This window comes from Microcoleus sp. (assembly GCF_041354475.1).
Classification (GTDB): domain Bacteria; phylum Cyanobacteriota; class Cyanobacteriia; order Cyanobacteriales; family Microcoleaceae; genus Microcoleus.
The window spans coordinates 1-15,853 of record NZ_JBGJZU010000003.1 but is presented as its reverse complement, the minus strand read 5'-3'; the positions used below and the strand labels follow the sequence as shown (position 1 = coordinate 15,853).

Annotated in this window: 8 protein-coding genes; all 8 read left to right on the top strand. The window is 42.6% G+C overall.

Annotated elements, in window-relative coordinates:
* Positions 1-240 precede the first annotated feature (240 nt).
* Positions 241-3,036, top strand: a complete 2,796-nt coding sequence (locus ACBR23_RS01500; protein ID WP_371118426.1) for a family 10 glycosylhydrolase — start codon at positions 241-243, stop codon at positions 3,034-3,036.
* Positions 3,037-3,564: 528 nt separating this feature from the next.
* A complete protein-coding gene (locus tag ACBR23_RS01495; RefSeq protein ID WP_371117402.1) occupies positions 3,565-7,506 on the top strand; it encodes a PAS domain S-box protein in 3,942 nt (1,313 codons plus the stop codon).
* 7 nt (positions 7,507-7,513) lie between these two features.
* Positions 7,514-8,941, top strand: coding sequence for a response regulator (locus ACBR23_RS01490; protein WP_371118482.1), 1,428 nt, complete (start codon positions 7,514-7,516; stop codon positions 8,939-8,941).
* A 107-nt stretch (positions 8,942-9,048) separates the two neighbouring features.
* Positions 9,049-9,441 carry a response regulator gene (locus ACBR23_RS01485; RefSeq protein ID WP_341737582.1) on the top strand — a complete coding sequence of 131 codons (393 nt, stop codon included), beginning with the start codon at positions 9,049-9,051 and terminating at the stop codon, positions 9,439-9,441.
* Positions 9,438-12,056 carry a response regulator gene (locus tag ACBR23_RS01480; protein ID WP_371118425.1) on the top strand — a complete coding sequence of 873 codons (2,619 nt, stop codon included), beginning with the start codon at positions 9,438-9,440 and terminating at the stop codon, positions 12,054-12,056. The genes ACBR23_RS01485 and ACBR23_RS01480 overlap by 4 nt, the downstream gene beginning before the upstream one ends.
* On the top strand, positions 12,037-13,680 hold the full coding sequence (locus ACBR23_RS01475) for an adenylate/guanylate cyclase domain-containing protein (protein ID WP_371118424.1): 1,644 nt from the start codon (positions 12,037-12,039) through the stop codon (positions 13,678-13,680). Before ACBR23_RS01480 ends, ACBR23_RS01475 begins: the two co-directional genes overlap by 20 nt.
* Before the next feature lie 67 nt (positions 13,681-13,747).
* On the top strand, positions 13,748-14,278 hold the full coding sequence (locus ACBR23_RS01470) for a DUF1499 domain-containing protein (protein ID WP_371118423.1): 531 nt from the start codon (positions 13,748-13,750) through the stop codon (positions 14,276-14,278).
* 432 nt (positions 14,279-14,710) lie between these two features.
* A complete protein-coding gene (locus tag ACBR23_RS01465) occupies positions 14,711-15,565 on the top strand; it encodes a DUF2382 domain-containing protein (protein WP_371118422.1) in 855 nt (284 codons plus the stop codon).
* Positions 15,566-15,853 lie beyond the last annotated feature (288 nt).

The window sequence follows — 15,853 nt, the reverse complement described above, 5'->3', positions numbered from 1 at the left end:
TCGACTTCGCGAGGGGGTAGGCAGTTGGCTGTTGACAGTTGATAGTTGATATCAAATCCGGTAGCATCTGAATTATTGAGATCTCTATTCTCGGACTCTGTGTCAAGAGTGTTCTAGTAAGGTTAAATCATTCCAATACAACCGGAAACGATAGGACAGTTGAACGCAGGTTTTAATCTAAAATCTACAATCTCAAATCTCAAATCGATCGACTGGTGTGGTGGGTAGTTCAGAAGATTAATGCAACAAATCAAAAAGCCAGATCTAATTCCTGTAGCCTGCTCCCAGGCTCAAACAATTCGCTTTTTCACTTTCTTGCAAAGGGTATTAATTGGGACTCTCGCGATTAGTTTATTCAATCTCTCGCTTTGGTTTCCCTCTCCCAGTTTTGCCCAAGTGCTGTTGGGTGTAGTTCGCAGTTCCGAAAATTCCCCGGACTGGCTCAAGATTACCACGCGACTCTGGGACAGTGGTATTGCTTACAAACCAATTAATCTCGAAGAAATCAAAAGTGTCGGAGATTTGGCCGGGGTTAATGTCCTGTTTTTACCCAATATTGAAACGGTGAGTCCAGCCCAACTTAAAGTTTTAGAATCTTGGGCGAAACAAGGTGGTAGATTGATTGCTTCCGGGCCTGTGGGGCGCAGTTCCCAGGCTTTGGTGCGCCAATCTTTACGATCGCTCCTTGGGGCCTATTGGGCTTTTCCGTTAACCCAGCCGGCGGCACCTCAACCCCGCAACCGCTGTCGAGATCTCGCTTGCACTACTTCTAGCAATTGGGTGCCGGTGGAACAAAAAAATATCTTGGTTCAAGGCGGTGTCTTGATTCCGGCTGATGCTAACAGTCAAACTATTGCTACCTGGAAGGATAGTTCTGGTTCTTCGGCCGCGATCGCTACCGATCGCGCTACCTATCTCGGCTGGCGCTGGGGTAGCGACGGTTCGGCAAATGTAGACACGGCTTGGCTGCGGGCCTCGATCGCCCGCTGGGGAGGCACTGTCGGTTCCCCCATACCACCGCAAACGGCGATCGCACCCCCCAGACCCACATCCCCAAATCCCCCCTCCAGAACTCCTAGAAACACCCCTCCAAGTCCGCGCAATACCCCACTGAGTAGACTTTCTCCCTCTCTCCCCCTTCCCGAACCCGTACCTACAACTTTTACTGACCCTTCGGATCAGTCGGCACCGGCGGGCTTGGATGTGCAGATAAATTCCTCAGCGCCGATCGTCAGCATTGAAGCCTACTTAATGCGCCAAGAATTGACTAACCTCCTCGGTAGGTTTGAAAGTGCCTTGACAGCAGCTAATTCAGCGAATACTGCTGTGAATCTGAATGCTGTCAATACTGCTCAACTGGTGGCCGGAAGCAATAGTGGTGGAGTCCAGGCTGCTAGTCGCCCGCCGATGATGCTAGCGGGAACAGCCAGGGCGATCGCCAGTGCACGACAGGTGTTGCAAAGTTTCGATAGACTCCTGGCTGAGCAAAAGTACGCGGAGGCTAGAAAGCAGTGGGTGGAAGCCCGACAGTTGCTGTGGCAAAATTATCCCCAGGAAGGACAGCGGGTGGGTTCGGAAATTCGGGCTGTTTGGCTCGATCGCGGTACGATTGTGGCTGCTCGATCGGAACAAGGTTTAGCAGCAGTGTTCGATCGCCTCGCCGCCGCTGGTATCAATACCGTTTTCTTTGAAACTTTAAATGCCGGATATCCGATTTATCCCAGTCAAGTTGCACCCCAACAAAACCCCCTCACCGTGGGCTGGGACCCCCTGGAATCTGGGGTGAAGTTAGCCCACGAGCGAGGTATGGAATTGCACGCTTGGATTTGGACTTTTGCCACGGGCAATAAACGCCACAATACTCTGATTGGCAAGCCTAGTTCCTATCCCGGTCCGGTGCTTTCTGCTTATCCAAATTGGGCAAATATTGACAACAAAGGACGCATACAACATATTAATGATGGTAAATTTTATCTCGATCCTGCTAATCCAGAAGCCCGTAGTTATTTGCTGCGAATAATTAACGAAATTGCCAGCCGCTACAAAGTTGATGGACTGCAACTTGACTACATTCGCTATCCTTTTCAAGATGATAATGCGGGTTTTACCTATGGTTATGGTGCGGCGGCGAGGCAGCAGTTTCAGCAATTAACAGGGGTAGATCCGATGAGGATTTCGCCTAATGATGGTAATTTATGGCGGCAGTGGGTTGAGTTTAAAACTAATCAAATTAATAGTTTTGTTGGCGAAGTTTCTCAGTTGTTGCGACGCAATTATCCGCGGACAATTTTGTCGGTGGCTGTGTTTCCGCACCCTCCTAGTCAACGGATTTACAAAATTCAGCAGAATTGGGAAGTTTGGGCTCGTCAGGGGATTGTGGATTTGATTGTGCCCATGACTTATGCTTTGGATACTAATCGACTTCAACGCATTACTGAACCTTTGGCTAAGGAACAAATGCTCGGTTCGGCTTTGATTTCTCCGTCGGTTAAGTTGTTGACTCTCCCGGAAGTGGTGGCGATCGACCAAATTCAGGCTTTGCGGGATTTGCCCACTGGGGGTTATGCTATTTTTGCTGCCGAAAGTATTAGCAGCGGGATGCAGGCGTTTTTTAATCGTACTCAAGGGCGGGGAGGGCGATCGTCTACTAGGGCGGCGCTAACGACTTCGGCTGCGGAACCGATTCCTTATCGCCAGCCTTTTGCCGCAGCGGTTTCGCGGTATACTGCGCTCAAACAAGAATGGAGTTTTTTGTTGGCTAACAATCAGTTGCGGGTGTCGGAATCGGAATTGAAAGTGTTGCAAAGTCGATCGACAGAATTAGCCGAAGCTTTGAACAAACTAGCCGCCACTCCCACTCCCGAAAATTTAACGATTGCTAAAAGATTGCTGGCGAGTTTTTCCTCTCAATTTCAATCTTCCATGCGCCTGCATTCTGCCGAAAATAACTATCAAGTTCAAACTTGGCAAAATCGTTTGGATAGTTTGGATATGTTATTGCGTTATGGCGAAAGGGTAGAGTTGAATCGCGGGTAAATCTCAGTGGTTTGGCGAAAGGGTGTGGGCGATCGATCTTAATTTATTCAAAAAATGCCCTATACACATACTTGAGGCGCTAGCATAGGTTGTAGACGCTCAAGTACAGCTTAGCCTTGCTGACTTGACTCTTCTGTTAGAACCCCAGCTTCTTACTTAAAGTGCTGGAGGGATATGGTTATTGGGTTTGTTGTAGGTGGGCTTACTGTCACTCACAAGTTTTTACCGGACTCAGGCAGATTTTACGTAACCATCTATCTCAGTAGTTGCGAAAAGATTATCCGTATAAATACGCTATTGCCCTTAAAGTTGATACCATTTACAATAACCAGTAAGGTGCAATTTTTACCAACCACCCACAGCAAATATAGTAACAGCCAAGATGCTTAGGAGATTTTCGATCGCGGAAACTATGACTATAGCTACTTTTCCATCTTCCATCTTCCTTCAGTTTTTTTCCTGAATGCTTCATGTTTAATCACCTAGTTTATTTTCACTTACTAAATACCAATAAAATTTAGGATGAATATGTTTCCTAAACAACTCAATCGGTTAGTTACTAAAATAATCGGCAAAGCCCCCTTACAAACAGTCCTGGTGGTTCCTTTTTTAGTGCAAATAGTCGGCACTGTTGGAGTTGTCGGTTGGCTGTCATTTCAAAACGGACAGCGCGCCGTTAATGATGTGGCTACTCAGTTGCGACGAGAAATTACCGATCGCATTAAAGACCGCATTGAAAATTATATGTCAATTCCTCATATTGTGAATCACCTCAACGTTCAAGGCATAAAATTAGGCCAGTTGAATCTAGAAGACAAACAAAAACTCGAACTTCATTTTCTAGAACAAATTCAATATTTTGATTCGATTAGCATCATTTATGTAGGCAAAGAAAATGGCGAACACTCAGGAGCCATCCGTACACAAGATCGGACTCTCATCTCCGCCGCTGATAGTTCGACAGGCAATAAATTGTCTCGATACACTGCTGACTCTAAAGGCAACCGTGTCAAGTTAGTGGAAATTTCATCCCAGGTTTATGACCCCCGAATTCGGCCTTGGTACATAGCCGCAGCCGCTGCTAAAAAACCAATTTGGAGTACGATTTATACCGATTTTTTAACTAAAGAATTAGCAATTACCGCGGCTTTACCAATCTACGATAAAAATGACAAGTTATTAGGAGTAGCTGGCAGCGATTTATTATTTTCGAGAATTAAAGAATTTCTGGTCAGCCTGAAAATTGGCAAGTCGGGTCAAACTTTTGTGATGGAACGATCGGGAATGTTAATCGCAACTTCCACAGATACTCCTGAATTTGTCATAGAAAATAAAAAAACCAAGCGGATCAAAGCTGCGGAAAGCGAAAATTTAGTAATTCGCCAAACGGCACAGCATTTAGAAAAATTCTATGGTAATTTAGCTAAAATTCAAAATTCTCAACAGCTTAGTTTTGATGTCGAACACCATCGAAATTTTATTCAAGTAACTCCGTTTAAAGACAATCGAGGTTTGGATTGGCTGATTGTCGTGGTAGTTCCAGAGTCCGACTTTATGGAGCAAATAGATGCCAATACTCACATCACTGTGTTATTGTCGTTAGCAGCTTTGCTCTTGGCTGCCATTCTGGGAATTCTGACTGCTAAATGGGTGGTACGGCCGATTTTTAGGTTGAATGAGGCTGCAAAAGCTTTGGCTAAGAATGAATGGGATGATACAAAATTAATTAACAATAGACAAGATGAATTGGGTGAACTTGCCGATTCTTTTAACAGTATGGCGGAGCAATTGCAACAGTCATTTACATCCCTAGGCGAAAGTGAAAATAGAGTCAAACAATTTTTAGATGCCATACCTTTGGGGGTTTTCATTGTAGACGACCTGGGAAATCCTTATTATATTAACCCGATAGGTAAAAAACTAATAGGTCAAGGAATTATCGCATCCAATGCCGAAAATTTACGTCAATCTTACCGCATTTATTTAGCTGGAACTGAGCAACTTTATCCAGCCGAACGCGATCCGATATTAAATGCTTTGCAGGGCAAAACAGTCACGGTGGATGACATAGAAGTTTCCCTAGGTGACAAAACAGTTCCTTTACAAATGTGGGGAACTCCTATTTACGGAAGTCAATGGAATATCATCTACGGAATTTGCGCTTTTCAAGATATTACGGAACGCAAACAAGCCGAGAAAATTTTAATCAAATACAATCAAAACTTAGAAACAAAAGTTGCCGAACGCACGGCAGAACTTGCTAAAGCCGAAGAAAAGTTTTCTAAAGCTTTTCGTTTAAGTCCTAATGCGATTACCCTCACCAGAATCAGCGATGGTCGCCACATAGAAGTTAATGAAAGTTTTTGTCGGATGATGGGCTACAGTCACGCAGAAATTATTGGCAAAACAGCGGTAGAACTAAACTTTTGGGCGACTTTGGCAGAACGCGATCGCATGATTCAAATGTTAAAAAATAAAACAGCTATACATAATTATGAGTTGAAATTTCGTAATAAAAGCGGTACAGAAAGAGCTGCATTGCTCTCCATAGAAACCATCGATATTGAGGGAGAAGCTTGTTTTTTATCGATTTCTAGCGACATTACCGATCGCCAACAAGCAGAAGCAGCCCTGCGGGAAGCCGAAGAAAAATACCGCAACATTTATGAAAATGCCTTAAGTGGTATTTTTCAGACCACTAGGGATGGAAAATACATTAGCGCCAATCCAGCTTTAGCCCATATCTACGGCTACGAATCCACCGCCGAACTCATAGTAGGCCAGCCTAATTTGCATAATCAGCTTTACGTCAATCCTAAGCGTCACGATGAATTTGTAGAATTGATAAATAAGTATGGCATAATATCAAACTTTGAATCGCAAATTCACAAAAAAGATGGCAGTATTATTTGGATATCAGAAAATTCCCGCGCTGTTTACGATGACCAAAATAATTTACTCTACTATGAAGGTTTTATCAAAGATATTACTGCTAGTAAGCAATCGGAAATCGAAATGCAGCGGGCAAAAGAAGCAGCGGAAGCAGCTAACAAAGCTAAAAGTATTTTCCTCGCAAATATGAGCCACGAATTGCGCTCTCCCCTCAATGCTGTGATCGGCTTTGCTCAAGTCATGATTCGCAGCAAAACCCTGTCTCCAGAAAATCAAGAAGATGTGGGGATTATCCTGCGGAGTGGCGAACATTTACTGAGTTTAATTAACCAAGTTTTAGACTTGTCAAAAATTGAAGCTGGACGCACTACCATCAATGAAAAAAACTTTGACTTGTTCCGCTTGTTAGACGATTTGGAAGATATGTTTGCCCTCAAAGCCGAAGAAAAAAGCTTGCAGTTATTATTCGATCGCGACTCGAAAGTTCCCCACTATATCTGTACCGATGAAGTTAAGTTGCGACAAGTTTTAATTAACTTACTCAACAATGCAATTAAATTCACGTCTCAAGGAGGAGTGTCACTGCAAGTCAAAGGCGGTCAAAAAGCCTATAACAATAGTGAAAAACAGCCTGGTCGGTACTCAATACATTTTGAAGTTCAAGATACTGGTGCTGGTATCGATCCTGACGAAATTAATCAGTTGTTTGAAGCATTTATACAGACAAAAACAGGTAAAGATTCTCAAGAAGGAACAGGTTTGGGTTTAGCTATCAGTCGTCAGTTTGTACAATTGATGGGAGGTGATATTACCGTTAGTAGTGAAGTCGGAAAGGGGGCAGTATTTCAGTTTGATATCCAAGTTCATCTGGTGGAATCTGCTGATATTGAAAGCAAAAAAAACCAACTTCGTGTTGTGGCTCTCGAACCAAATCAGCCCCGCTACCGCTTGCTCATCGTGGACGATAAACCCCTGAATCGTCAATTGTTGATCAAACTTCTCAGCCCTCTGGGGTTTGAATTGAGAGAAGCAAATAATGGTCAAGAAGCGGTGGATATTTGCGCGCTGTGGGAGCCGCACTTGATTTGGATGGATATGAGAATGCCCGTGATGGATGGGTACGAGGCTACAAAACAGATAAAAACTACTACTCAAGGGCAAGCAGCGGCGATTATCGCTCTGACTGCTAGTGTTTTGGAGGAAGAACGGGCTGTGATTCTTTCGGCGGGTTGTGATGATTTTATGCGGAAACCGTTCCGAGAGGAAGATATATTTATGGCAATTAGCAAACACCTAGGAGTACGCTATATTTATGAAGATCCAGCAGCAGCAAGTGTGGTGGGTTCCGGGGACGACCGTCAGGAAGTGATGACATCAGGGGCGATCGCCTCTCTACCCGCCGAATGGGTAGCTGCATTCAAGCAAAATATTTTGAGTGTGGATATGGAGGCGATCGCCTTTTCCATAGAACAAATTCGCACTGTCAACTCCTCTCTAGCTGACAGCCTGCAAGATAGCATTAATAATTTTGAATACGAAAGCATTTTGAGCCTAATTACTAACAGCGAGGATAACTAAAATGGACATGATTGCAAATCCCAAAAAAAACCATCAAGGCAATATTTTAGTAGTTGACGATACCCCAGAAAACCTGCATCTTCTCTCAGGAATTTTAAGCAAAAAAGGCTATCAAGTTCGCCCCGTTCCCAGCGGAAAACTCGCACTTTCGGCCGCTCAGAGAATCCCCCCAGATTTGGTGTTGCTGGATATTATGATGCCAGAGATGGACGGCTATGAAGTGTGTCAGCAACTGAAAGCTGAGGAGGCAACAAAAGACATTCCGGTTATTTTCATCAGTGCGATTAACGACGTGATGGATAAAGTTAAAGCTTTTGCCGTGGGGGGAGTAGATTTCATCACTAAACCCTTTCAACTGGAAGAAGTTTTAGCCCGCATTGAAACTCATTTAAAAATTTGTTCTCTGCAAAACAGTTTGCAAGAAAGAAATGAAGATTTAGCAACTGCGATCCAACAACTGCAAGCAACCCAAGAGCATTTGATTCAATCGGAAAAAATGGCTGCCCTCGGACAACTGATTGCTGGCATTGCCCACGAAATCAATACCCCCCTTGGAATTATCGGTTCTTCTATAGATAACATTGCTAATTTTTGGGAAGCAAATTTAGAACATTTACCAAAATTTTTCCAAGAAATTTCTTCCCAAAGCCAAGTTTATTTTTTAAACCTGCTCTACAGGTCTTCCATAGATAGAGAAACTATATTTACTAGCAAAGAAAAAAGAAAAATTAAGCATAATTTAGTAGTTTATTTGACAGAAAAAGAAGTAGAAAAGCCAGAGGAAATTGCCGACACCTTAGTAGATATGGAAATCTACGATGATATCGAACAGTTATTACCACTTTTTCAACTGCCAGATTGGGAAAGAGTTTTAAACACTGCCTATCAATTTACCACTTTTAAAAAAAGTATTAGTTTAATCCAAAGAGCGACAGCGAAGTCGGGAAAAGTAGTATTTGCGTTGAAAAGTTATGCTCATTTTGATATTAAGCAAGAAAAAATAGAAGCCAATTTACATGAGGGAATTGAAACGGTTTTAACCCTTTATCAAAATCAACTGAAACAGGGGATAGAAGTTGTGAGAAAATATGGCGATTTACCCAAAATCGTTTGCTATCCAGATGAGTTAAATCAAGTCTGGACAAATCTAGTTCACAATGCTCTCCAAGCCATGAATTATAAAGGGACTTTGACTATTGAAACTATGTGTCGAGATGATTGCATTTTGATAAAATTTATTGATAATGGCAAAGGTATTCCCCCAGAAATTATTCCCAAAATTTTTCAGCCTTTTTTTACAACTAAAGCGGCGGGGGAAGGTAGCGGTTTGGGATTAGATATTGTCAGAAAAATTATTCAAAAACATCAGGGAGAGGTTAGTGTAGAGTCCGTACCGGGGGAGACTATATTTACAGTATCGTTACCAATATATTAAAATAAGAGGGACGAGGCCTAGGCTGCTGCCGATGGGGAATGAATCAGGTACATTGAAATTAAGCAGGAATATATCGACTAAAATGAAAGCACAGAGGAGAGAAAAAGATGAGTAAACCTGTAATTGTTTGTGTTGACGATGAGGCTGATATCTTGAATACTCTGAAGATGCAGCTTAAAAATGAATTTAAAGATAATTATTTTTATGAACTCGCTGAAAGTGGTGATGAAGCTTTAGAGGTAATTGAGGCTTGTCAGGGAGAGGATCTCGTGATCGTGGTGGTTTCTGATTGGTTGATGCCGGGAATTAAAGGGGACGAACTTTTAATTAAAATTCACGAAAAACATCCTAAAATTGTGAAGGTGATGTTGACTGGACAAGCAGACCCAGCAGCAGTTCAACGGGCTGTTGAACACGCTGATTTATATTGCTGTTTATACAAACCTTGGAAGGGGGAAGATTTGATAAAAACTATCAAATCAGGGCTGGCTAAGTTATGAAAAAACCTGTGATTGTTTGTATTGATGACGAACCTGATGTTTTGAACAGTTTAAAAATAGAACTGAGAAAGGCGATCGGCGATCGATGTATTATTGAAACGGCGGAAGGGGGTGAAGATGCTTTAGAATTGCTGGCAGATTTGCAAGCAGATGAGTATGAAATAGCTTTAGTGCTTTCTGATTATATCATGCCGGATATTAAGGGAGATGAACTGCTGAAGCGAATTCACGAACGCTCCCCTGATACCCTGACAATTATGCTGACTGGTCAAGCTGATTTGGAAGCTCTTAGCAATGCGATTAAGTATGCTAAATTGTATCGCTATATCCCTAAGCCTTGGCTAAATGAAGATTTGAAGTTGACAGTGGTAGAAGCAGTTCACAGTTACTTGCAAGACCAAAAATTAACTGATGAAATTATCAAGCGGCAAGAAGCAAACATCGAGTTAAAGAGAGTAAATGAGGCTTTATCTGCTAGTGAAAGCCAACTCAATCAATTTTTAGAAGCTTTGCCAGTGGGGGTATCGGTTTACAATTCCGATGGATCGAGTGCCTATTTTAATCGCACGGCGAGGGAATTGCTGGGTGCAGAGGCTATCCCGGAAAGTAGGGCGGAACAATTAGCAGCAACTTATCAACTGTATGTGGCCAATACTGATGAGCTATATCCCCCTGATAATCTCCCAATTTTGCGGGCTCTGGGAGGAGAATTTGTCAGGGTTGATGACGTAGAACTCCGCCAAAATGGCAAGAGTGTGGCGCTGGAAATCAGCACTACGCCAATTTTTGACATCAACGGCAATGTTTCCTATGCGATCGCGACTTTTCAAGATATTAGCGATCGCAAACAAGCAGAAAAAGTCGTAGCAGAGTACCAGCGCACCTTAGAATCACAAATTCAGGAACGAACAGAACAACTACAACAAGCAAAAGAAGCAGCCGAAGCAGCAAACATAGCTAAAAGTACCTTTTTAGCAAACATGAGTCACGAGTTGCGAACTCCCCTCAATGCCATACTTGGATTCGCCCAAATCATGGAACCAAGTCCCAATCTCACCCGCGAAAACCGAGACAATCTCAGAATTATTCACCGCAGTGGCGAACATTTACTGACTCTGATCAACCAAGCCTTAGACTTATCCAAAATTGAAGCCGGGAGGATGTCGATCGAAGCTACAAGTTTTGACCTTTACAGACTCCTAGAAGAGTTGGAAGATATGTTCCAATTCCGAGCAGAAAATCAAGAAGTGAACTTAATTTTTGAACGCTCTTCCCCGGTGCCACAGTACATACAAACCGATCAGATAAAATTGAGGCAAGTCCTGATTAATCTCCTGAGCAATGCAATTAAATTTACCCAAATTGGTCGCGTTGTAGTCAGAGTTAAGCGACTGGAAGAAGGACAACCAAGTCAAATAAAATATGCAAGTGACAGGGTTGGAGAAAATGAAATTATTCCTGAATTAAATTCAATAAATAATGATAGTATATTTCCTCAGAATGCCCCGGATAAAAATCCAAAGCAGACTCTAGCAGCTAGTGAGACTAGAAATAATTCTATTTGTTTTCTTGTGTTTGAGGTAGAAGATACAGGAGTGGGAATTTCTCCCGAAGACTTAGGCAATATTTTTACAGCTTTTGTACAAACCGCATCAGGTCAGAAAACCCAAAAAGGCACCGGCTTAGGATTAACTATTAGCCGCCAATTTGTACGACTTATGGGTGGCGACATTACCGTAGAAAGTGAACTGGAACGAGGTTCTCTTTTTAAATTCGAGATTCCAGTCCATCAAGTTGAAGCCTCAGCGATGCCGGCTGCGAAAATCAACTATGAAATTATTGGCTTGCAGCCCAATCAACCTCAATATCGGATTTTAATTGTGGACGATGGGGAGGACAATCGTCAACTATTAATCAAAATGCTTTCTCCCTTGGGTTTTGCACTGCAAGAAGCCAGTCATGGCATGGAAGCATTAGAAATCTGGGAAACTTGGCAACCACATTTGATTTTCATCGATTTGCGAATGCCGGTGATGGACGGTTATGAAGCTACGAGAGAAATTAGAGCCAGAATCCAGCAAAGAAGAGAAGGACTACCAGGGGCGGTGGAGATAAATGTGGAGAGCAATATTTTGACTCCAGAATTACCCATTCCGAAGATTATTGCCTTAACAGCTAGTACAATAGAAGAAAGACGCTCCTTTGCTTTATTGGTTGGCTGTGATGACTTTATCAACAAACCTTTCCGTAAAGTAGATATATTGGATAGCCTCAACCAACATTTGGGCATAGAGTATATTTATCGCCCCACTGGTTCGAGTCTAAGTGGAAATGATGAAATCGGCGAGGGAAATATTCTTTCTGATTCAGCAGGCAGTTTTGCCCCTGCTTCTGTGCCCAAACTGCCTGCTGAATGGATAGATAATATGAAGCAGGTCATCCGCAGTGCCGACTTGGATTTAATTGCTAGCACCATCGAGGAAATTAGGATGATTCGTCCTGAATTTGCCGATATTCTTCAACATCATCTAGATAATTTTGATTATCAGAAAATATTTAATTTAATTAGTGAGGAAGAGGAATCACAAAATGCCGATGAATCCAGACAAAACTGATCGTTATCAAGCCGATATTTTAGTAGTTGACGATACCCCAGACAACCTACGTTTGTTGATTAGAATTTTGCAAAAACAGGGGTACAAAGTTAGACCTGTAACTAACGGTTTTTCGGCTTTAGAGGCTATTCAATCTAGCCAGCCAGATTTAATTTTGTTAGATATTATGATGCCGGATATTAGCGGTTATGAAATATGTCAACAATTGAAATCTAGCCCGGATTTCAATGAAATTCCTATTATTTTTCTTAGTGCCCTTGAAGATGGATTAAATAAAGCCAAAGCGTTTGAAATTGGTGGTTCCGACTATATCACAAAACCTTTCCAGGTGAAAGAAGTATTGGCGCGAGTTAACAATCAACTGATTGTCCGTTCCTTGCAGATGCAGTTGCAAGCAAAAAATCATAAATTGACCGAACAAAACGACCAATTGCAAGAGGAAATTATCGAACGTAAACGGGTTGAAGCAGAAACTTCTTTGTTATTGAAAGCTACTCAAGCTATTAGCAAAGCCGAGGATTTTGAATCGGCGATTGATGTAATTTTAAGGTTAATTTGCGAAACAATCAACTGGAATTTGGCGGAAGCGTGGATTCCAGACAATGATGGTCAAATTTTAAAATGTGCTAGAGGTATGTATGCTAGTGATTTGAGTTTTGCGGAATTCCGAAAAACGAGTTTTCCTTTAACTTTTGCCCCTGGTGTGGGAATGCCTGGTCGGATTTTCCTATCCCAGCAGCCGGAATGGATTGAGGATGTTTCTCAAGTTGAATCAGAAGTTTTTCTGCGTTTTCAAATTGCAGCAAATGTTGGTTTAAAAGCTGCCTTCGGTTTCCCCATTTTGGCTGACGATCAAGTGTTAGCTGCGATCATTTTTTATTGTGACAAGAGTCTTGAATGTCAGCCGCGATTGTGGGAATTATTTAGTGCGGTTGCGACTCAGCTAGGTGCGTTGATTAAGCGCAAGCAAGCTGAGGAAGCGCTGAGATTGGAGCAAAAACAAACAGAGAGATTGCTGCTGAATATTTTGCCAAAACCCATCGCCCTCCGTTTGCAAAAGGAACAAAAACTGATTGCCGATCATTTTGATGAAGTGAGCGTTTTGTTTGCGGATTTGGTGGGTTTTACGGAGTTTTCTGCCCACAAAAGTCCGACGCAGTTGGTAGAAATTTTGAATGGAATTTTTTGTGAGTTTGATAGGTTGTCTGAGTCACGCGGATTGGAAAAGATTAAGACTATTGGGGATGCTTACATGGTGGTGGGCGGTTTACCAACACCGCGAGAGGATCATGGGGAGGCGATCGCACTTTTAGCCCTAGAGATGCAAGCCACTTTGACTCAGTTTAATCTCAAAACTGGAGAAAATTTTGAATTACGCATCGGCATACACAGCGGTTCGGTGGTAGCAGGAATTATTGGAATTAGCAAGTTTAGCTATGATTTGTGGGGTGACACTGTTAATGTTGCTTCGCGGATGGAGTCCAATGGAATCTCAGGTAAAATTCAAGTGACGGCGGCAACTCATGAGCTTTTGAAAGATAAATTTGTTTTAAAACAAAGGGGGATGACTGACTTTAAAGGCAAAGGGAAAATGTTGACTTACTGGCTGCTAGACAAGTGTTAAAATATAAGTGGTTAATTTTTTTAAGTAAAGATCTATTAATATTAAAATTAGATTGAACTTCCGCTTGATGAGGGCTAATAATTTGCAAACCGTTGAAACCAAATCACCGACAGCATTAAAAAAAGTGCTAGTTATTTTAATGTCATTGCTAGGAGTAGCAATACTGTCGATCGCCCTTTTTATAGCCATTCCCGGAGAAAAAACCATGTTTGCTGGAAAAAGACCTACCAATATCGGTATTCAGTCAGGAAAACTCGCACCTTGTCCCACTTCCCCCAACTGTGTCAGCAGCTTTAGTCAAGATGCGGAACACAAAATTGAGCCTTTGACATACAATTCGACACCCACAGTCGCCATGGCAAATCTCAAAGGGGCGATCGCCTCCTTGGACAAAACTAAAATTATCGAACAAACAGATAATTACCTCTATGCAGAATTTACCAGTTCCTTGATGGGGTTCGTGGATGATGTAGAATTCTTGCTAGATGAATCAGCAAAAGTCATTCATGTGCGATCGGCTTCACGTCTAGGACAATCCGACTTGGGAGTCAATCGCAAACGGATAGAAACCATCAGAAATCAACTAAATCAACTCTGAACTTCCAAGTTTTAATGGGAGATTTTGCATAGGCCAAGCATGACCGCAGGCAATTTATTAGTAATAACCAGAGATTTACAGCCGTCATGCTTCGCCCCTACGAATATATTTGCAAAACTGAGCTGCACCCCAAGTTTTAATATCGTTTCCGGCTGCATCGGAATGATTTAACCGCAGAGAACACAGAGGACACAGAGGGAGAGAATAGAGATCTGAATCATTCAGATGCTACCGGATTTGATATAACTTTTCCCCAGCCCCTCACCTCACCAATGAGGGGTTTTGGATAAAGTTGAGTGCGGTATTTCCCATACCCCACTGTATTCCTATAGTATTAAGTAGCTTAGATTCAACACTTCCGACTTTAGAGAGAGGGAAAATTACTAATAAATTCTTAGGATGAAGGTAATTAAAAGCATAGGAGAAAAAGACATGGCTCTTCAAAGAATAGAAGAATTTTATCCTAACTATAGGGAAGAAATTTTTGCAGGAGACGACATCAAAGGCTTTGATGTTTATGCAGGTGACTCCGATGAAAAAATAGGGAGCATTTACGACGCTTTAGTTGATGAAACTGGTCGTTTTCGTTATTTAGTAATTGACACCGGGATCTGGATTTTTGGCAAAAAAGTCTTGCTGCCGATCGGCTCTGCTCGTTTCGACTACGGAGCCCGTCGTGTTTATGCAACCGGTCTTTTCAGCAAAGAGCAAGCAGAACAATTACCTGCTTATAATGAATTAGAGCCTGTAGATTACGATCGCGAAGAACAGGTAAGAGACGTATACCGTGGCACCACTGCGCCCGAAACCGCATCAGCCCTTTCTACTACTAACTACGATAGCAGCAACTACAACTACGATTTAGACCGTCCTCTGTACGAGACAAACGAACAGAATCATCAAACCCTCAAACTTTATGAAGAACGGTTAATTGCCAACAAAAACCGTGCCAAAACAGGGGAAGTAGCAGTCGGTAAGCGTGTAGAAACCGAAATTGCACGAGCCTCAGTACCCATCGAAAAAGAACGAGTTGTCATCGAGCGAGTAACACCCGTAGAAGCAGGTAGAGTAGTTTCAGTCGGTGCCGTTGACTTCCAATCCGGTGAAGTTGCACGCATGGAAGTTTACGAAGAAACCGCCGACATTCACAAAGAAGCTTACGTGCGCGAAGAAGTCAGCGTTAGAAAAGAAGTAGTTCGCAGCACCGTGGATGGTGAAGAAACTTTGCGCCGTGAAGAACTCGATGTTCAGACAGATGGAACTCCTGTTGTAGATAACAAATTGTAGATAACAAAATCTAAACCGCCCACTGCCTATTTTAGGGGGATAGATTTAGTGCCAAGTTGGTTTTTTTCAGACCAATTTGTCATCCTCTAAAAACCCCTAAAGGGTGTAATGGGGAACCCCCCCCAGCCCCCCCCAAGGGGGGATAGGAGAAGGTAATGGGGCATTGGTGTCAACTTAAGGTCAAAGGTAGCCACAGACTGCTGTTTGACTATTAAATCTAGATCCCCCCTAGCCCCCCTTAAGAAGGGGGGGATAAGAGTCCGATCTTTCGTCCCCCTTCCCCCATCC

Coding starts and splice junctions, on each gene's coding strand:
- ACBR23_RS01480 (WP_371118425.1), top strand. CDS start 9,438: ATGAAAAAACCTGTGATTGTTTGTATTGATGACGAACCTGATGTTTTG.
- ACBR23_RS01475 (WP_371118424.1), top strand. CDS start 12,037: ATGAATCCAGACAAAACTGATCGTTATCAAGCCGATATTTTAGTAGTT.
- ACBR23_RS01495 (WP_371117402.1), top strand. CDS start 3,565: ATGTTTCCTAAACAACTCAATCGGTTAGTTACTAAAATAATCGGCAAA.
- ACBR23_RS01465 (WP_371118422.1), top strand. CDS start 14,711: ATGGCTCTTCAAAGAATAGAAGAATTTTATCCTAACTATAGGGAAGAA.
- ACBR23_RS01485 (WP_341737582.1), top strand. CDS start 9,049: ATGAGTAAACCTGTAATTGTTTGTGTTGACGATGAGGCTGATATCTTG.
- ACBR23_RS01490 (WP_371118482.1), top strand. CDS start 7,514: ATGATTGCAAATCCCAAAAAAAACCATCAAGGCAATATTTTAGTAGTT.
- ACBR23_RS01500 (WP_371118426.1), top strand. CDS start 241: ATGCAACAAATCAAAAAGCCAGATCTAATTCCTGTAGCCTGCTCCCAG.
- ACBR23_RS01470 (WP_371118423.1), top strand. CDS start 13,748: ATGAGGGCTAATAATTTGCAAACCGTTGAAACCAAATCACCGACAGCA.